This window comes from Phytohabitans kaempferiae, assembly GCF_042433955.1.
Classification (GTDB): Bacteria; Actinomycetota; Actinomycetes; order Mycobacteriales; family Micromonosporaceae; genus Phytohabitans; species Phytohabitans kaempferiae.
Genome location: NZ_JBHLUH010000013.1, coordinates 157,682 through 175,943 on the forward strand (window position 1 = coordinate 157,682; position 18,262 = coordinate 175,943).

Here is an 18,262-nt window from a genome sequence, read left to right on the forward strand (position 1 = left end):
ACCGACAGCCGTGGCACCACCTCAGGGTCAGATGCGCCCAGGGCGGCAGCTGGCCGTGCTCGCTCTGCTCTTCGTCGTCCTCTACCTCCTGGTCTTCCTCGGTGGTAGCGGCAGCATCCAGAATCGGCTGGAGCCCAAGCTCGGCCTCGATCTCATCGGCGGCAGCCGGGTGACCTACACGGCCACCACGGCCAACGGGCAGGCGCCCCCGTCCGACCAGCTCGAGGAGGCCCGCCAGATCATCGAGAGCCGCGCAAACGCGTACGGCGTCTCCGAGGCCGAGGTGGTCACCGAGGGCGACCGCAACATCGTCGTCTCGCTGGCCGGCGAGAGCGACGACGCGCTGGCCAACCTCGGGCAGGCGGCGGAGCTGCGGTTCCGCAAGGTTCTCAAGATCACGGCTGACACGGCGGCGGCCGCGGCGGCGCCGACGGAGAGCGCCGCGCCCACGCCGGGCGCGACGCCGACGCCGTCCGGCAGCGCCGCGGCGACCGACCCGACGCCGAGCGCCTCGGCGAGCGGCGGCCAGGGTGGCGGCACCCCGGCCCCGTCCGGCTCGGCGACGCCCGAGCCCACGCCGAGCGCGACCGGCACGGCGGCACCTCCGGCCGGCGGCGAGGGCACGGCGAAGACGCCGGAGCAGCTCCTGGCCGACGCCAGGGCGAAGGTCGGCGAGGCGGGCTGGGCCGCGGCGAGCGCGCTGGAGAGCCCGCCCGACCTGAGCACCGACCCGACCGCGGCGCAGCAGTACCAGGGCTTCAGCAAGCTCACGCCGCAGGAGGTCGCGGTCCTCGACCCCAAGATGCAGTACAACGTGCCGACCATCAGCTGCGCCCAGCTCGACGGGCGGCCGCCGGGCTCCATCCAGGCCGCCGACAAGCAGGCGGTCTCCTGTGAGATGGGCGCGCAGAAGATGATGCTCGACGTGGCGAAGGTGCTCGGCACCGACGTCGGCGGGGCCAGCGGCGTGCTCGACCAGCAGCAGGGCGAGTGGGTCGTCTCGCTCGACTTCACCGGCCAGGGCCAGCGGAAGTGGACCGCGCTGACCCGCGAGGCGTTCGAGAACACCGGCGGCGGCTGTGACGCCTCCGCCCTCGGCGACCAGGGCAAGTGCCGCGTCGCGGTGGTGCTCGACAACGAGGTGATCTCCTCGCCGGAGATCCAGGGCGTGCTCACCGGCGACTCGCAGATCACCGGCAGCTTCAACGCCAAGAGCGCCAACGAGCTCGCCGGCAAGCTGCGCTACGGCGCGCTGCCGCTGACTTTCACCCAGCAGGAGGTGCAGAACGTCTCCGCGACGCTCGGCACCGAGCACCTGCGCGCCGGTCTGCTGGCCGCGGGCATCGGCATGGCCCTGGTCATCATCTACTCGTTCTTCTACTACCGCCTGCTCGGCACCGTGATCTTCCTGAGCCTGGTGCTGTCGGGTCTGCTGGTCTTCGGCGCGCTGATCGTGCTCGGCCGGCAGATCGGCTACACGCTCAACCTCGCCGGCATCGCGGGCTTCATCGTGTCGCTCGGTGTGGCGGCGGACTCGTTCGTCATCTACTTCGAGCGACTAAAGGACGAGATACGCGAGGGTCGAAGTCCGCGCAGCGCGGTGCCGCGCGCGTGGGTCCGCGCCCGCCGCACGATCATCTCGGCCAACGCCATCACGCTCATGGCGGCCGTGGTCCTCTACATCGTCTCCGTCGGCACGGTGAAGGGCTTCGCCTTCGCCCTCGGCCTCGCCACGATCCTCGACCTTGTCGTCGTGTTCCTCTTCCGTCACCCGATCATGACGATGTTCGCGCGGACCCGTGCGTTCCTCTCGCCGCGGGTCAGCGGTCTCGGCCGGGTCCTGGAGAAAGATCCCGACGAGCAGCCGGGTACCCCCCGCAACCCGCGCGTGAAGGAGGCGTGACGCCATGAGCGGTCTCGCTACCCGGCTCTACAAGGGCCAGGCCGGCCTCAACATCGTCGGCCGGCGCAAGATCTGGTTCACGGTCACGGCGGTGGCCATGCTGATCGCCTTGACCAGCTTCCTGGCCCGTGGCTTCACGCTCGGCATCGAGTTCTCCGGCGGCAACGAGTTCCAGGTGCCGGCCTCGGTGGGCACGATCCAGCACGCCGAAGAGACCGTCCAGAGGGTGCTCGACGAGGTGCCCAACCCGGACGGCGAGACGCTGCACCTGGCCTCCACCCAGCAGGTCGGCGGCGGCGAGGGCACCTACCTGCTCCGTACCTCCGAGATGGAGCCGGAGCAGTCCGAGGCGGTCAAGGAAAGACTCGTCGAGGCGTTCGGCATCCCGGCCAGCGAGATCAGCAACAGCCGGGTGAGCGGCGCGTGGGGTGCCCAGGTGACCGAGCGGGCGCTGCTCGGCCTGGTCATCTTCATCGGCGTCGTGATGCTTTACCTGGTCGTCCGCTTCGAGTGGCGGATGGCGGTCGCCGCGGTCTCCTCGCTCCTCTTCGACCTGGTGATCACAGCCGGCGTCTACTCGCTGGTCGGTTTCGAGATCACCCCGTCGACGATCATCGGCTTCCTGACGATCCTCGGCTTCGCGCTGTACGACGTCGTCGTGGTCTTCGACAAGGTGCAAGAGAACACCAGAGGCATCACGGCGAGCAGCACGCAGACGTACTCCGAGGCGGCCAACCTGGCGGTCAACCAGACGATCATGCGGTCGATCAACACCGGCCTCGTCGCGCTGCTGCCTGTCGGTGGCCTGCTCTTCATCGGGGCCGGTCTCCTCGGCGCCGGTACGCTGCGCGACCTGGGTCTGGTGCTCTTCGTCGGCATGGGCCTCGGCGTCTACTCGTCGATCTTCTTCGCCACGCCGGTGCTGACCACCCTCAAGGGGTACGAGCCGAAGTACCAGGCGCACACGCAGCGGGTGCTCGCCCGGCGCGCGGCGATCGCCCGTGGCGACGTCGCGCCGAAGGCGACCCGCTCGCCGAAGCAGCCGACGCCGGAGGAGCCGCGCGACGAGGCCGAGGTGGCCGCGCTCGCCGGCGCCGCGCCGAAGGTGGGCGCCCGTCCGACCGCCAAGCGCCCGTCCGGCAACCGGGGCGGACGCTCGGGCAGCCGTCCGCGGGGCGGCAAGCGTCGCTGACGACGTGCCGGGGGCGTTCCTCAAGTCGTTCGAGCGGCTTGGGGGACGCCCTCGCTCATTTACACCACCGAAGGAGCGTGCGTGGCCGACCTCGCGGAGCTTGTGGCGAGCCGGATCATCGAGGTGCCCGACTTCCCCAAGCCGGGCATCATCTTCAAGGACCTGACCCCGCTGTTCGCTGACGGGCCGGCGTTCCGGCAGGTCATCGACGGGATCGTGGCACACTACGGCCCCGGCTCGTTCGACACCGTCGCCGGCATCGAGGCGAGGGGCTTCGTGATCGCGGCCGCCATCGCGTACGCCACGGGCGTCGGCGTCGTGCCGGTACGCAAGGGCGGCAAGCTGCCCCGCGAGACCCACCGTGCCTCCTACGAGCTCGAGTACGGCGAGGCGGCGCTCGAAGTGCACATCGACGCCTTCCTGCCGGGCCAGCGAGTGCTGGTGGTCGACGACGTACTCGCCACCGGTGGCACGGCCGCCGCGACGCTCGACCTGGTGGAGCGCGCCGGGGGAACAGTCGTCGGGTTCACGGTGTTGCTGGAGTTGTCCTTCCTGCCGGGTCGGGAGCGGATCGCACCGCGTGAGGTTCATGCCCTCCTGGCCGCCTAGGGCCCGGATCACCGTTTTTGTCGGGCGCGTTTCGTAGTCTCGCGCGACCTGGCGGAAACGTGACACGAGGCCCGGGGATCTGCCCTCGCGGATGGCCCGAATGGGGCGCCGACCTGGGCCGACGGGTAGGATTGCCTTCCGCGACCGGCCAGGAACGGTGCGGCGTGGGTAGCGGAGGGTGGTGCCGGCCGGATACGGTCGGTGCAATCCCCGGCGAGGTGTGAGGAGGCCGGTGTCTCAGGACGTCGCCCAATCAGTGGAGGGCAGCGTGCATCCAACTGACGAGGCGCAGCCCGGTCAGGAGGCGACGGCGACGGCTGCCAACAGCGCTCCCGCCGCGTCCGTCAACGGCGGCGCGGAGGGCGCCGGTGTGGTCGTCCCCTTCCCTTCGGCTGAGGTCGCCGCCGACCACCACGACGACGAGTCAGTCGAGTCGGCGCCCCCATCGGGGTGGGCCGGCGCGCCGACCGGGCGCCGGGTGCGCGCCCGGCTCGCCCGCTTCAACGCGCCCTGGCAGACCCCGCAGGTCAGCGAGGTGCTGGAGCCACTGATCGCCACTCACCGCGCGTGCCACCCCAAGGCGGACGCGCGGCTGTTGCAGCGCGCCTTCGATGTGGCTGCCCGGTGGCATTCAGGGCAATACCGCAAGTCCGGCGATCCATACATCACGCATCCACTCGCTGTCGCGACCATCCTGGCCAACCTGGGCATGGACACGACCACGCTGGTGGCCGCGCTGCTGCACGACACGATCGAAGACACCGACTACAACCTCGAGCAGATGCGCGCCGACTTCGGCGGCGAGGTGGCGCTGCTGGTCGACGGCGTGACCAAGCTCGACAAGGTCAAGCTCGGTGACGCGGCCAAGGCCGAGACGATCCGCAAGATGGTCGTCGCGATGGCCAAGGACCCGCGCGTGCTGGTCATCAAGCTCGCCGACCGCCTGCACAACATGCGCACCCTGACCTTCCTCCCGCGTCCGAAGCAGGAGCAGAAGGCGAAGGAGACGCTGGAGATCCTCGCCCCGCTGGCCCACCGCCTGGGCATGAACACGATCAAGTGGGAGCTTGAGGATCTCGCGTTCGGCACGCTGTTCCCCAAGCGGTTCGAGGAGATCAACCGGCTGATCGGCGAGCACCAGCCACAGCGTGACACGCTGCTGCGCCAGGTGACGCAGAAGGTCCAGCTGGACCTCAAGGCCGCGAAGATCAAGGCGGAGACGACCGGCCGCCCCAAGCACCTCTACTCGATCTACCAGAAGATGATCGTGCGGGGTCGCGACTTCAACGACATCTACGACCTGATCGGCGTCCGGATCCTGGTCGACACGGTGCGCGACTGCTACGCGGCGTTGGGGGTCATCCACGCCAACTGGCAGCCGGTGCCGGGCCGGTTCAAGGACTACATCGCGATGCCGAAGTTCAACATGTACCAGTCGCTGCACACCACCGTGATCGGCCCGACCGGCAAGCCGGTGGAGATGCAGATCCGCACGCTGGGGATGCACCGCACGGCGGAGTTCGGCATCGCGGCGCACTGGAAGTACAAGGAGCAGAAGGGCGCCACGATCGTCGGGCCGCCGGCCCACATCGACGAGATGACGTGGCTGCGGCAGCTGCTCGACTGGCAGCGGGAGGCGAGCGACCCGAGCGAGTTCCTCGACGCGCTCCGGTTCGACCTCTCCAGCCAGGAGGTCTACGTCTTCACGCCCAAGGGCGACGTGATCCCGCTGCCCACCGGGTCGACGCCGGTCGACTTCGCGTACGCGGTGCACACCGAGGTCGGCCACAAGTGCATCGGCGCGCGGGTCAACGGCAAGCTGGTGCCGCTGGAGTCGACGCTCTCCAACGGCGACGTGATCGAGATCTTCACGTCCAAGTCGGAGACGGCCGGCCCCTCGCAAGACTGGCTCGGCTTCGTCAAGAGCCCGCGGGCCCGCACCAAGATCCGGCAGTACTTCAACAAGGAGCGCCGCGAGGAGGCGATCGAGGCCGGCAAGGAGTCGATCGTCAAGGCGATGCGCCGCCAAGGGCTGCCGCTGACCCGCATGCTCACCACCGAAGCGCTGATGGCGATCGCCCGCGACCTGCATCTGGCCGACGTGGCGAGCCTGTACGCGGCGGTGGGGGAGAGTCAGGTCTCCGCGCCGTCGGTGGTGCAGCGCCTGGTCGCCGGATACGGCGGCGAAGAGGGCGCGGTCGAAGACATCGCCGAGACCGCGGTCGCCACTCGCCCGCCCCGCTCCCGCCAGTCCGTGCACGACCCGGGCGTGGTGGTGCGCGGCGTGAGCGACGTCTGGATCAAGCTGGCGCGTTGCTGCACGCCGGTGCCGGGCGACGCGGTGTTCGGCTTCGTGACCCGCTCGGGCGGCATCAGCGTCCACCGTGACGACTGCGCCAACGCCGAAGACCTCAAGGCTCAGCCCGACCGCCTGGTCGAGGTGACCTGGAAGCCGACGTCCGCGTCCACCTTCCTCGTGGCCATCCAGGTGGAGGCGCTCGACCGGCACAAGCTGCTGGCCGACGTGACGCGCGTGCTCTCCGACGAGCGCGTCAACATCCTCTCCGCGACGGTCACCACGACCCGCGACCGCGTGGCGGTGAGCCGCTTCTCGTTCGAGATGGCCGACCCCAAGCACCTGGGCCACCTGCTGGCCGCGGTGCGCAAGGTCGACGGCGTCTTCGACGCCTACCGGGTCACGTCAGGAGCTTGAGCTTGTAGCGGCTCTGGGCCGGGGATCCCGCTGTCGGGGTCGCCGGCCCACTCCATGACGGGGCAGTAGCCCAAATCTTGTCGTGAAGGCCGTGTCGGGCTGGCCCGGAGACGCGGAAACCGCCACGCCGAGGTGCGCGTGGCGGTTTCCGGGGTGTACGGGAGGGGTCAGGCCACCGTCAGGGCGTTGATGTTGATGTCGTCCTTGGGGTGACCGCCGCCCGGCTGGGGGTCGAACGCGCCGTCGTGGCCCTTCTCCGTCGCCTTCTTGATCACGTCGAGGCCGGCCTGGTCGACCTTGCCGATGATCGTGTAGTCGGGCTGGAGTTCGACGTCCTGGTAGATGAAGAAGAACTGGCTGCCGTTGGAGTCGGGGCCGCTGTTGGCCAGCGCGACCACGCCCGCGGGGTAGGCCGGGCGCTCGTTGGCGGGCAGGTACTCGTTGGCGTACCGGTACGAGGGGCCGCCGGTGCCGTCGCTGTCGCGGTAGCCCTTGCCCTTGGCGCTCGGGTCGCCGCACTGCAGCATGCCCGGGAACATGCGGTGGCACTTGGTGCCGTCGAAGAACTTCTTGCTCGCCAGGAACGAGAAGCTCTCCGCCGAACACGGGGACTTCGACAGGTCCATGTTGACGTTGATCTTGCCGAAGTTGGTGTCGACGGTCATCGTCTTGGTGCCCGTGTTGGCCGGCGAGGTGACCGGGGGAACGCCCACGTCCTTGGTGGTCTCGCTGCGCTCCTCCTTCGGCACCTCGTTCCACACGCAGCTCACCGGGCCGCCGGAGGCGTCGGCGGCGGGGGTGGTGGTGTCGTCGTCACCGGCGACGTTGACCAGCAGGACCACGCCGACCGCGAGCACCAGCACGGCCACCCCAGCGCCGATGCTCACCTGCCACTGGCGGCGCTTCCTGGCCGCCGCGGCGCGCTCGGCCATCTCTCTTTCGAGTCGGGCCCGCGCCGCGGCGCGCTGCCGCTCCCTTGTGGACGTCACGCTCTTCCTCCTGGGGTGTGGTGCTCCTACCTAAGCTTCTCAGGACTGACTGGCCGTCGCCGCGGGGGTGGGCGTCGCGGTGGCGGGCGAGTCGGACGCCGGGGCCGTGGGCTCGGGCGAGACGAGATCCATCTCGCCGACCGTCAGGCTCTGGATCGTGATGTCCTTCTCCGGCTTGACGTTTGCCCCCGAGCCGTTGTCGACCGTCTTGATCTGGCCGATCTTCTCCACGACGTCGAGGCCCGCGGTCACCTGGCCGACGATGGGGTACGCCGGCGACTCGGTCGGGCTGAAGTCCTTGAAGAAGATCAGGAACTGGCTGCCGTTTGTCCCCGGCGGGCTGCCGACCAGCGCCACCGTCCCCTTGGGGTAGACCGCCGGCTGGGCCGCGGCGGCCTCGGGCGACGGGGAGGGCTCGGGGGCGGAGGGGACGTTTTCGTTGTAGAACGAGTACGTCGGGCCGCCATGGCCGGTGCCGCTCGGGTCGCCGCAGCGCAGCGCGCCCTCGGCGGTGATCTCGTGGCACTTGGTGTTGTCGTAGAAGCCGTTGCCGGCCAGGTAGGCGAGGCTCGTGCTCGCGCACGGCGCGCTGGCCACGTCGAGCGAGACGGTGATCGGGGCGCCCTGGTCGGTCGTGATGGTCATCGGCCGCGTGCCGGTGGTCGGCAGGTCCTTGGTGGGCGGCAGGCCGGCGTCCTTGAGGTTGCTGTTGGCGGCGGCGTCCTGGGAGGTCCAGGTGCAGATGTCGGCGGCGGCCGTGTCGGTCGGCTCCGAGTCGAAGCCGCCGAGGACCCAGACGGTGCCGAACACGATCAGCACCAGCGCGAGCGCCGCACCGACGCCGGCCTGGATGCGCCGCTTGCGGCGGGTCTGCGCCGCCTTGCGGGCCATCTGCCGGTCGAACTTGGCCCGGGCCAGCTTGCGCTGCCGATCCTTGCTGGAAGCCACCTGCGCTCCCCTCCTCATCCGCGCGCCGCCGGAGCGGCGCGGCGCCGCGCCACGCGGCGACGCCCGAAACTGTGTAGCGCACGCCACACGGCGCCCGCCAGAGTGTACGGGTATCACCTGGGAAAGTCTTGGGCGAGGTTGCCCATTCTCAATCGGCCGTTATCAACACCGATAGGCTTGTGCACATGTTGGTGAAGGGGTTCCCGGCTGATGCGTTCGGCACCAACTGTTACGTGGTCGCAACAGGGCCGGGTGAGCAGTGTGTGGTGGTCGATCCTGGCATCGGGGTGATCGAGCGGCTTGACGCGCTGATCGAGGAGCATCGACTGCATCCCGCGGCCGTCCTCCTGACCCACGGGCACCTCGACCACACGTTCTCGGTGACGCCGGTGTGCGGGGCGCGCGGCGTGACGGCCTACATCCATCCGGACGACCGCGAGCTGCTGGCCGACCCGACCAAGGCGATCAATTCGATCGACCCCCGCACGCTGCTGGGCGGCCTGGAGTGGAGCGAGCCGGACGACGTCGCCGAGCTGGTCGACGGCGCGGTGGTCAGCATCGCGGGGCTGGAGTTCACCGTCGACCACGCGCCGGGGCACACGCGCGGCTCGGTGCTCTTGCGCGTGCCGGGGCCGGAGTCGGTCGAGGTCTGCCTCTCCGGCGACGTGCTCTTCGCCGGCTCGGTCGGCCGCGTCGACCTGCCCGGCGGCAGCATGGACGCGATGATCACGAGCCTGCGCGACAAGATCCTGCCGCTCGCCGACGAGACCGTCGTGCTGCCCGGCCACGGTCCCGCGACCACGATCGGGCGCGAGCGTGCCACCAACCCGTACCTCCTACAACTCGCCAAGGCTGGAACCGTTCTATGAGCAAGCCGACGCCGATCTCCGGATTTCCCGAGTGGCTGCCGCCGCAGCGGATGATCGAGCAGTACGTCATCGAGCGCATCCGGCGCACCTTCGAGCTGTACGGCTTCGCGCCGCTGGAGACGCGCGCCGTCGAGCCGCTGGACCAGCTGCTGCGCAAGGGGGAGACATCCAAGGAGGTGTACGTCCTGCGCCGCCTCCAGGCCGCCGAGGGCGACATCGACGAGGACACGCTGGGGCTGCACTTCGACCTCACGGTGCCGTTCGCCCGGTTCGTGCTTGAAAACGCCGGGAAGCTGCACTTTCCCTTCCGCCGCTACCAGATCCAGAAGGTGTGGCGGGGGGAGCGGCCGCAGGAGGGGCGCTACCGGGAGTTCCTCCAGGCGGACATCGACGTGGTCGACCGCGACACGCTGCCGTTCCACTACGAGGCCGAGATGCCGCTGGTGCTCGGTGACGCGCTGGGCGGCCTGCCGATCCCGCCGGTGCTGGTGCACGTCAACAACCGCAAGGTGTGCGAGGGCTTCTACCGGGGCCTCGGGCTGACCGACCCGGAGGCCGCGCTGCGCGCCGTCGACAAGCTCGACAAGATCGGTCCGGAGAAGGTCGCCGAGCTGCTCGCCGAGACCGCCGGCGCGAGCGACGCCCAGGCCAAGGCGTGCCTGCGCCTCGCCGAGATCTCCGCGCCGGACGCGTCCTTCGCCGACCAGGTGCGCGCGCTGGGCGTCAGCCACCCCCTGCTCGACGAGGGCCTGGAGGAGCTGGTACGCGTCGTCGAGGTCGCCGCCGAGCACGCGCCCGGCCTCTGCGTCGCCGACCTCAAGATCGCGCGTGGGCTCGACTACTACACGGGCACGGTCTACGAGGCGACGCTGAGCGGCTTCGAGCGCTTCGGCTCGGTCTGCGCCGGCGGGCGGTACGACAACCTCGCCTCCGCCGGCAACGACCGCTTCCCGGGCGTGGGCATCTCGATCGGCGTGACCCGGATCCTCGGCCTGCTCTTCGGGGCGGGCGCGCTCACGGTCAGCCGCTCGGTGCCGACGAGCGTGCTGGTCGCGCTGCCGGCCGAGGAGCGCCGCCGCGACTGCGACCGGATCGCGGCCGCGCTGCGTGGGCGCGGGATCGCCACGGAGGTCGCGCCGAGCGCCGCCAAGTACGGCAAGCAGATCCGGTTCGCCGAGCGGCGGGGCATCCCGTTCGTGTGGTTTCCGGGGGGCGACGGCGAGGCCGACACGGTCAAGGACATCCGCTCCGGCGACCAGGTCGAGGCCGACTCCACCGCGTGGACCCCGCCCGCCGGCGACCTGCGCCCCGCGATCGCCGGGGCCTAGCGCGCCGTTCACCGGGTCACCGGCGCACCTTCGGCCACCGGTCGCCCGGCCTTCGGCGAAGCCGGCAAAGGTCGCTTAGCGCCGCGCCCAGAGGATCTATTACCAAGGGAAGACCTGGGCTACCGCGATGCCCGCCGCGCTCCAGACCGCCGCTCCCGCGGCCGCACCCTTCGCGGTCCACGACCAAACCCCGCACTCGCCTGCGGCATCCCGCTCAGGGGGCTCGCGCGTGTCCACACCGGCCCTTATTGCCACGCCGCCGCCCGGCCTGGTCGCTTCGCAAGGGGCTATGTCAGGGACATAGACCCTTGCGGCCGGTTTGAAAGGGCTATGTCCCCGACATCGCCCACGCACCCCGCCGAGGTCGGGCGCGGCTGGCCCACCGGCCTCGGCGTACACGCCACGAGCCGCGCATCCGGCGCCCGTCCCGGGGGTTGGGCGCACCGGTGCGCCCAGCTCGACAGCTTCTCCCACACACGACACCAGGTCCGAACGCGGCCCAGCCCTCGCGACCACCTCGACCCCGAAACCGCTCCAAGCTCCGGGAGCAGCGCCACGCTCCACGGGCACACGATCTGCTGCTGGGACATGCCGCCGAGCAGCTCCGCCTCTCGCTTGAGCTGGGCGGGGAAGAGGTCGTCGACGACCCGTTCTCCCTCGGGAGTGAGGCTGACGATGGCCGCCCCCGGTCGGAGGGGCTGGCGCGGCGGCTGATGAGGGCGCGCCGCTCCAGTTTGCCCGAGGGTGTTGCTCACGGCCGCGCGGGAGAGGTTCATCCGTCGGGCCAGCTGACGGGCGATGACCGGCTGGCCGGCCCCGGAGATCACGACCAGCATGTCCAGCTCCGCGGCGAGGTGAAGATCAGCGGCGCGGGGCGGGGGCGCCGTCCAGCGCCCCCACCAGGAGTCGCAGGAGGTCGGCCAGGTGGCCACGCTCCTCGCACCCCATGGGGAGCTGGTCCCAGGCGGCGCGCACGGCGCGCGTGACACGGTCGTGGGTCGTGCGGCCGCGCGGGGTCATGTAGGCGCGGATGCGCCGGCGGTCGATCGGGTCGATGCGGCGATAGACGAGGTTTTCGTCGACGAGGTGGTCGACGAGCTTGGTGAGCGTGCCGGGCGGGAGGAAGGCGAGCTCGGCGATCTCGGTCATCGGATGGCCGGCGCCGTCGGCGAGGATGCAGAGCACGCGCCACTCGTCGGGTGAGCGGCCCTGCTCGTCGAGCACCTCGCGCAGCCGCCGGGAGAGCAGCCGCTCGGCTCGCGTGACTAGCTGCACGACCTCCTCGGGCGCGACGACCCGCGAAGAAACCGGCGGCACTGGCATCGGCCCATGCTACAGATCGGCCGCAGGTCCCGGCAGGCTCTGGTTTTGCGGGCTGGGCCCGGAAATCATGGCGCCATGTCGATTGTCGACCGCGCGGCGGTGAACGTCGCGCTGGTCTATCCGATGCGGGGTCCGGCCGGCATGTTCGGGCCGACCTGCGAGCTGTGCGCCCGGCTCGCCGCGGAGGAGATCAACGAGGCCGGCGGCGTGCTCGGCCGGGAGCTGCGGCTCGTGCCGGTCGACGGCGGCGCGCCGCCCGAGCAGGTCGCCGCCGAGGTCGAGGCGCTGGTGCGGATGGGGGCGGTCGACGGGATCACCGGCTGGCACATCTCGTCGGTGCGGCAGGCGGTCGCGCCGCGGGTCGCCCACCTGGTGCCGTACGTGTACACCGCGCTCTACGAGGGCGGCGAGCGCACCGCCGGCGTCTTCATGACCAGCGAGACCCCCGCCGACCAGCTGCTGCCAGCGATGCGCCTGCTCGCGCGGGAGCGCCGGGTCCGCCGGTGGTACGTGGTGGGCAACGACTACGTGTGGCCGCGCCGCACCGCCCGCCAGGCGAGGCGGTACGCGGTCGACTGTGGCGGGCGGGTCGCCGGCGAGACCTACCTGCCGCTCGGCACGCACGACTACCGTGACGTGCTGCGGCGGATCGAGCAGAGCGGCGCCGACGCGGTGGTGATGCTGCTGGTGGGGAGCGACGCGGTGCGCTTCAACCGGGCCTTCGCACGGTCCAATCTGGACGCCCGATGCCTGCGCCTCTCCACGCTCATGGACGAGAACATGCTGCTCGCCAGCGGCTCCCGGGCGACCGCCGGCCTCTACAGCACGGCCGGGTTCTTCGCGGGGCTGGTGACCCAGGAAAATCTCGACTTCCACGGGCGGTACGCGCGCCGCTTCGGCGTGGAGGCGCCGCCGCTGGGCAGCCTGGGGGAGTCCTGCTACGAGGGGGTCCGGCTGCTCGCCGCGCTGATCGGCGAGGCGGGCACGCTCGACGTGCGGGCGATCGGGGCGAGCGCCGAGTCGGTGTCGTACGAGGGGCCGCGCGGCCGGGTCTGGATGCGCGACCGCCACCTGCGCCAGCGGATTTACCTGGCGGAGGCGGATGCGCTGGAGTTCACAGTGGTCGCCGAGCTGACCACTTGACACTGTAGACGGCTGTCGAGATACTTCCTGTGGGAAGTATCGGCAATAGTTAATCGCCTGTGCAAAGGTTCGGGAGACCTTTGTGCGGGCATTTTTTTATGCGGACGCGGAGCTATGCCGGAAACAGGCTCTTAAGGGCCGGGAAATGCCTCCGCAACGAACCTCGCAGACGCTGACCGTGCATTCCGGCCCCCGGTGTAGTGGCGCCGAATCCCCTGGTGCGGAGGTTCTGATGTTCGATATTCGCGGGCGCTGGAAAGGTGCCCTGCTGCCGCTCGCGGCGGTTCTGGCGCTATCGGCGTGTGGCAGTAGGACGGGCGAGAACGAGTCGACCAGCGGCGCGGTCGCGGACACGTCCGGCGACACGGTGAAGGTGGGTCTGCTCAACTCCCTATCCGGCACGATGGCGATCAGCGAGGTCACCGTGCGTGACTCCATCAAGCTGGCCGTGGAGGAGATCAACGCATCCGGTGGCGTGCTCGGCAAGAAGCTCGAGCCGATCAGCGAAGACGGCGCCTCGGACTGGCCGACCTTCGCCGAGAAGGCGGAGAAGCTCATCCGCGAGGACAAGGTGGCCGCGGTCTTCGGCTGCTGGACCTCGGCCAGCCGGAAGGCGGTCAAGCCGGTCTTCGAGGAGAACAAGGCGCTGCTCTTCTACCCCGTGCAGTACGAAGGGCTGGAGCAGTCGCCGTACATCTTCTACACCGGCGCCACCACCAACCAGCAGATCGTGCCCGGACTCGACTACCTCAAGTCGCAGGGCAAGACGAGCGTCTACCTGGTGGGCAGCGACTACGTCTTCCCGCGTACCGCCAACAAGATCATCAAGGCGTACGCCGCGGCGAACGGGATGACCGTCCTCGGCGAGGACTACGCGCCGCTCGGCTCCACGGAGTTCGGCACGATCGTCAACAAGGTCAAGGCATCCAAGGCGTCGGCTGTCTTCAATACGTTGAACGGTGACAGCAACGTCGCCTTCTTCAAGGAGTACAAGTCGGCGGGGCTCACCGCGGCCTCGATGCCGGTGGTCTCCGTGTCGATCGCCGAGGAGGAGGTCAAGAGCATCGGCACGCAGTACCTCGACGGCCAGCTCACCGCCTGGAACTACTACCAGACCACGCCCGGCGCGGCGAACGACAAGTTCGTGAAGGCGTACAAGGCCAAGTACGGGCAGGACAAGCCGACGAGCGACCCGATGGAGGCCGCGTACGTGTCGGTGTACCTGTGGAAGGCCATGGTCGAGAAGGCCGGCTCATTCGACGTGGCCGCGGTCAAGTCCGCCTCCGACGGCGTGACGTTCGAGGCGCCCGAAGGGCTGGTCACAGTCGACGGCGCCACGCAGCACATCTACAAGACCGCGCGCATCGGCAAGGTGGGCGGCGACGGCCTGATCACCGAGGTGTGGAACTCCGGCGAGCCGGTCAAGCCGGACCCCTACCTCAAGGGCTACCCCTGGGCCACCGGCCTTTCGTGACACCAGTGCCCGCCGGGCTCCGGCCCGGCGGGCCTCTTGACTGGGAGGCCCGCTGAATGACGGTCATCGTCAGCCAACTCTTCACCGGCGTCAGCATCGGCGCGGTGCTGCTGCTCATCGCGCTCGGCCTGGCGCTCACCTTCGGCCAGATGGGCGTCATCAACATGGCGCACGGCGAGTTCATCATGGCCGGCGCCTACACCGTGTACGTGCTCCAGAACGTCATCACCGACGCCGGCTTCTCGCTGCTCGTGGCGCTGCCGGTGGCGTTCGGCGTGGCCGGGCTGATGGGCGTGCTGCTGGAACTCCTGCTCATCCGGCGCCTCTACGCGCGGCCGCTGGACACGCTGCTGGTCACCTGGGGCGTCTCGCTGATCCTCCAGCAGCTCGCCCGGGACATCTTCGGCGCGCCCAACGTGCAGACCCGCGCGCCCGACCTCCTCACCGGCAATATCAAGATCACAGACGACCTGGTATTCAGCAACAACCGCCTCTTCATCCTGACCCTGGCCGTGCTCGCGGTCGTGGCGCTGACACTGGCGCTGCGGTTCACCTCGCTCGGCCGGCGGATCCGGGCGGTGGTGCAGAACCGCGACCTGGCGGCCGTCTCCGGCATCCCCACCGGCCGGGTCGACCGGGTCACGTTCTTCATCGGCTCGGGGCTGGCGGGCGTGGCCGGCGTCGCGCTCACCCTGCTCGGCCCGATCGGCCCGACCATGGGCACCAACATCATCATCGACGCGTTCCTGGTCGTGGTGGCGGGCGGCATCGGGCACCTGAAGGGCAGCGTGATCGTGGCGTTCGCGCTCGGCACGCTCCAGTCGCTCGTCGAGTACTCCACCACGGTCAGCGTCGCGAAGGTGCTCGTCTTCGTCGCGATCGTGGCCTTCCTCCAGTGGCGGCCGCAAGGGCTGTTCACGTTGCGTACGCGGAGCCTGGCATGAAATTCTCCTGGCGCGCCGGTGCCGGCTTCGCGGTCGGCGCGGTCCTCCTCTTCGCCGTCGCACCCTTCGCGCTCTCCGACTTCCGGCTCAGCCTGCTCGCCAAGTACCTGTGCCTCGCCATGGTGGCGGTCGGCATCGGCCTGGCCTGGGGACGCGGCGGCCTGCTAACGCTCGGGCAGGGCGTCTTCTTCGGTCTCGGCGGCTACGCGATGGCCATGCACATGAAGCTCGCCGACGCCGGCCCCGGGCAGATGCCCGACTTCATGCAGCTCTACGGCCAGCTCGACGCGCTCCCGTGGTGGTGGCGGCCATTCGCCAACCCGTGGTTCGCGCTGCCGGCGACGGTACTGCTGCCGATGCTCGTGGCGTTCCTGCTCGGGTCGCTGGTCTTCCGGCGGCGCGTGCGGGGCGCGTACTTCGCCATCCTCAGCCAGGCGCTCGCCGCAGCGATGGCGATCCTCCTCATCGGACAGCAGGGCACCACCGGCGGCACCAACGGCCTCACCGACTTCCAGGGCTTCTTCGGGTACGACCTGGACGACCCGGTCAACCAGCGGATGGTCTACTTCATCGTGGCGGGCGTGCTGCTCCTGCTGCTGGTGATCGCGCGGCAGCTCATGCGGTCCCGGTACGGCGAGCTGCTCGTGGCGGTGCGCGACGGCGAGGAGCGGGTCCGCTTCCTCGGCTACAACCCGGCCAACGTCAAGCTCGTCGCGTACGTCACCGCCGCCGGCATGGCCGGGATCGCGGGGGCGCTGTTCGTACCGGCGGTCGGCATCATCAACCCGGCGCTGATCGGGATCGTGCCGTCGATCGAGTTCGTGATCGGCGTGGCGGTGGGCGGCCGGGCGTCGCTGCTCGGCCCGGTGCTGGGCGCGGTCGCGGTGGCGTGGGCCAAGACGACGCTCTCCGAGGAGTTCCCGGGCGCCTGGACGTACCTCCAAGGGCTGCTGTTCGTGCTGGTCGTGGCGTTCCTGCCGGGCGGCCTGGCCTCGCTCGTACGCCTGGTCCGCCGACGCCGCCCGCCGCCCGATCCGGCGCCGGTCTCGCCGGCTCCCGCGGTCGTTCCCTCCGGACAGGCGGTGTCGGCATGAGCGGCCTCGTGGTCCGGGACCTGCGTGTGGTGTTCGACGGGTTCGTGGCGGTCGACGGGGTGGACCTGGAGGTGGCACCGGGAGACATCCGGTTCCTGATCGGGCCCAACGGCGCAGGCAAGACCACGCTCGTCGACGCGGTCACCGGCCTCGCCCGCGCCAGCGGCTCGGTGCGCTTCGGCGACCACGAGCTGCTCGGGCGGCCGGTGCACCGGATCGCGCGGATGGGCGTGGGGCGCACGTTCCAGGCGGCGACGGTCTTCGAGGAGCTGACCGTGCTGCAGAACCTCGACATCGCGGCGGGGGCGGGGCGCTCTTTTTGGACGCTCGCGCGGCGGCGGCGCGACGTTCCGGCGGCCGTCTCCGAGGCGCTGGAGACGATCGGGCTCGCCGCTCTCCGCGACCGGCCCGCGGGCGCGCTGGCGCACGGGCAGAAGCAGTGGCTGGAGATCGGCATGCTGCTCGTACAGGACGTGAAGCTGCTGCTGCTCGACGAGCCGGTCGCCGGCATGAGCCACGACGAGCGGGACGCCACCGGCGAGCTGCTGCGGGTCGTGAGCGCCGACCGCACGGTGGTGGTGATCGAGCACGACATGGACTTCATGCGCAACTTCGCCAACACCGTGACCGTGCTGCACGCCGGCAAGGTGCTCAGCGAGGGCTCGGTCGCGCAGGTGCAGGCCGATCCGGCGGTGCAGCAGGTGTACCTGGGGGTGGCGTGATGTTGGAGATCGACGGCGTCCAGGTGGGGTACGGCCGCAGCCTGGTCCTGCACGGCGTCTCGCTCGCCGTGCCCGAGGACGGCGTGGCAGCGGTGATGGGGCACAACGGCGCCGGCAAGAGCACGCTGCTGCGGGCGGCGATCGGGCTGCTCAAGCCACGCACCGGGCGAGTGCTCCTCGACGGCGTGGACGTGACCCGGCTGGCGCCGCACGAGCGGGTGGCGCGCGGCATGGCGTACGTGCCGCAGGGCCAGCAGTCCTTCCCGCACCTCACCACCGCGGAGAACCTCCAGCTGATCGCCGACTCGCGGCCGAACGGCAAGGTGGCGATGGCCGACGCGCTGGAGCTCTTCCCGGCGCTGCGCGGCCTGATGGGGCGGCGGGCGGGGCTGCTGTCGGGCGGGCAGCGGCAGCAGCTGGCCATCGCGCGGGCGCTGATCACGTCACCGCGGCTGCTCCTGCTGGACGAGCCGACCGAGGGGATCCAGCCGTCCGTGGTCGCCGAGATCCAGGAGACGATCCTGTCCCTCACCCGCCGCGGCGGGCTGTCGGTACTCCTGGTCGAGCAGCACGTGGGCTTCGCGCTGCGGGCGGCCGAGCGGTACTACGTCCTGGAGTCGGGGCGCGTCACGTCGTCCGGCGCCGGCGGGCAGGAGGCGGAGCGCGACGTACGGCAGGCACTGGCCGTGTGAAGCCCTTCGCCGGCTCGCCCTTCGGATGCGTCCGTCGTCGCTCTGACAACACAAAGGCCGGTCGGCCGCGCCCGCCAGACCGAGGGGTCGGGGTCCGTGCGTGGCGAGAAGTTGACCCGATGGAGCCTGTTGCAAAATGGCCTGATCGCGGAACGTGTTGAGAAAAACACGGCTGTGTCGGCCGCTGGCCGCCGAACGGCGGCCAGCGAGGGTCAAGGCGACCCTCGCCTCGCTCGAATTTGGCGATTCTGCAACAGGCTCGATGGGGTCAAGAAGTCGCCACGGACGCACCGCGGCCGGAGCCGGGAGCGCGTCGGGG

At 70.3% G+C, this 18,262-nt stretch carries 15 protein-coding genes; 12 read left to right on the plus strand and 3 right to left on the minus strand.

Features of this window, described 5'->3' with window-relative positions:
- The first annotated feature begins 10 nt into the window (after nt 1-10).
- From secD to ACFFIA_RS12500, 4 genes are all read left to right on the plus strand, one after another.
- Nucleotides 11-1,903 carry a protein translocase subunit SecD gene (gene secD, locus ACFFIA_RS12485; RefSeq protein WP_377250079.1) on the plus strand — a complete coding sequence of 631 codons (1,893 nt, stop codon included), beginning with the start codon at nt 11-13 and terminating at the stop codon, nt 1,901-1,903.
- 4 nt (nt 1,904-1,907) lie between these two features.
- Complete coding sequence (secF, locus tag ACFFIA_RS12490) at nt 1,908-3,095, plus strand: protein translocase subunit SecF (RefSeq protein ID WP_377250081.1); 1,188 nt, start codon at nt 1,908-1,910, stop codon at nt 3,093-3,095.
- Between the two features lie 81 nt (nt 3,096-3,176).
- Nucleotides 3,177-3,704 (plus strand): adenine phosphoribosyltransferase, encoded by a 528-nt coding sequence (locus tag ACFFIA_RS12495; protein WP_377250083.1) that lies wholly within the window; start codon nt 3,177-3,179, stop codon nt 3,702-3,704.
- Nucleotides 3,705-3,960: 256 nt separating this feature from the next.
- Nucleotides 3,961-6,417 (plus strand): RelA/SpoT family protein, encoded by a 2,457-nt coding sequence (locus ACFFIA_RS12500; protein ID WP_377250285.1) that lies wholly within the window; start codon nt 3,961-3,963, stop codon nt 6,415-6,417.
- 167 nt (nt 6,418-6,584) lie between these two features.
- On the opposite strand, the gene ACFFIA_RS12505 is transcribed toward ACFFIA_RS12500, so the two are convergent.
- A complete protein-coding gene (locus ACFFIA_RS12505; protein ID WP_377250086.1) occupies nt 6,585-7,406 on the minus strand; it encodes a peptidylprolyl isomerase in 822 nt (273 codons plus the stop codon).
- A 39-nt stretch (nt 7,407-7,445) separates the two neighbouring features.
- Nucleotides 7,446-8,354, minus strand: coding sequence for a peptidylprolyl isomerase (locus ACFFIA_RS12510; protein WP_377250088.1), 909 nt, complete (start codon nt 8,352-8,354; stop codon nt 7,446-7,448).
- Between the two features lie 185 nt (nt 8,355-8,539).
- On the opposite strand from ACFFIA_RS12510, the gene ACFFIA_RS12515 reads away from it, so the two are divergent.
- Both ACFFIA_RS12515 and hisS read left to right on the plus strand, forming a co-directional pair.
- Nucleotides 8,540-9,223: an MBL fold metallo-hydrolase gene (locus ACFFIA_RS12515; protein WP_377250090.1), complete on the plus strand. Its 684-nt coding sequence runs from the start codon at nt 8,540-8,542 to the stop codon at nt 9,221-9,223.
- A complete protein-coding gene (hisS, locus tag ACFFIA_RS12520) occupies nt 9,220-10,551 on the plus strand; it encodes a histidine--tRNA ligase (RefSeq protein ID WP_377250092.1) in 1,332 nt (443 codons plus the stop codon). Before ACFFIA_RS12515 ends, hisS begins: the two co-directional genes overlap by 4 nt.
- Before the next feature lie 861 nt (nt 10,552-11,412).
- On the opposite strand, the gene ACFFIA_RS12525 is transcribed toward hisS, so the two are convergent.
- Nucleotides 11,413-11,874: a MarR family winged helix-turn-helix transcriptional regulator gene (locus ACFFIA_RS12525; protein WP_377250094.1), complete on the minus strand. Its 462-nt coding sequence runs from the start codon at nt 11,872-11,874 to the stop codon at nt 11,413-11,415.
- A gap of 75 nt (nt 11,875-11,949) precedes the next feature.
- Between ACFFIA_RS12525 and ACFFIA_RS12530 the strand changes: the two genes are divergently transcribed.
- The 6 genes from ACFFIA_RS12530 (at nt 11,950) to urtE (ending at nt 17,943) form a co-directional block, all read left to right on the plus strand.
- Entirely contained in the window at nt 11,950-13,017 is a 1,068-nt protein-coding gene (locus ACFFIA_RS12530; RefSeq protein WP_377250096.1) for a substrate-binding domain-containing protein, read from the plus strand.
- Nucleotides 13,018-13,249: 232 nt separating this feature from the next.
- Nucleotides 13,250-14,491, plus strand: a complete 1,242-nt coding sequence (gene urtA, locus ACFFIA_RS12535; RefSeq protein ID WP_377250098.1) for an urea ABC transporter substrate-binding protein — start codon at nt 13,250-13,252, stop codon at nt 14,489-14,491.
- A gap of 56 nt (nt 14,492-14,547) precedes the next feature.
- Nucleotides 14,548-15,435 carry an urea ABC transporter permease subunit UrtB gene (urtB, locus tag ACFFIA_RS12540; protein WP_377250101.1) on the plus strand — a complete coding sequence of 296 codons (888 nt, stop codon included), beginning with the start codon at nt 14,548-14,550 and terminating at the stop codon, nt 15,433-15,435.
- Nucleotides 15,432-16,529: an urea ABC transporter permease subunit UrtC gene (gene urtC, locus ACFFIA_RS12545; protein ID WP_377250103.1), complete on the plus strand. Its 1,098-nt coding sequence runs from the start codon at nt 15,432-15,434 to the stop codon at nt 16,527-16,529. The genes urtB and urtC overlap by 4 nt, the downstream gene beginning before the upstream one ends.
- Entirely contained in the window at nt 16,526-17,251 is a 726-nt protein-coding gene (gene urtD / locus ACFFIA_RS12550) for an urea ABC transporter ATP-binding protein UrtD (RefSeq protein ID WP_377250105.1), read from the plus strand. The genes urtC and urtD overlap by 4 nt, the downstream gene beginning before the upstream one ends.
- Nucleotides 17,251-17,943, plus strand: coding sequence for an urea ABC transporter ATP-binding subunit UrtE (urtE, locus tag ACFFIA_RS12555; RefSeq protein WP_377250107.1), 693 nt, complete (start codon nt 17,251-17,253; stop codon nt 17,941-17,943). Before urtD ends, urtE begins: the two co-directional genes overlap by 1 nt.
- Nucleotides 17,944-18,262 lie beyond the last annotated feature (319 nt).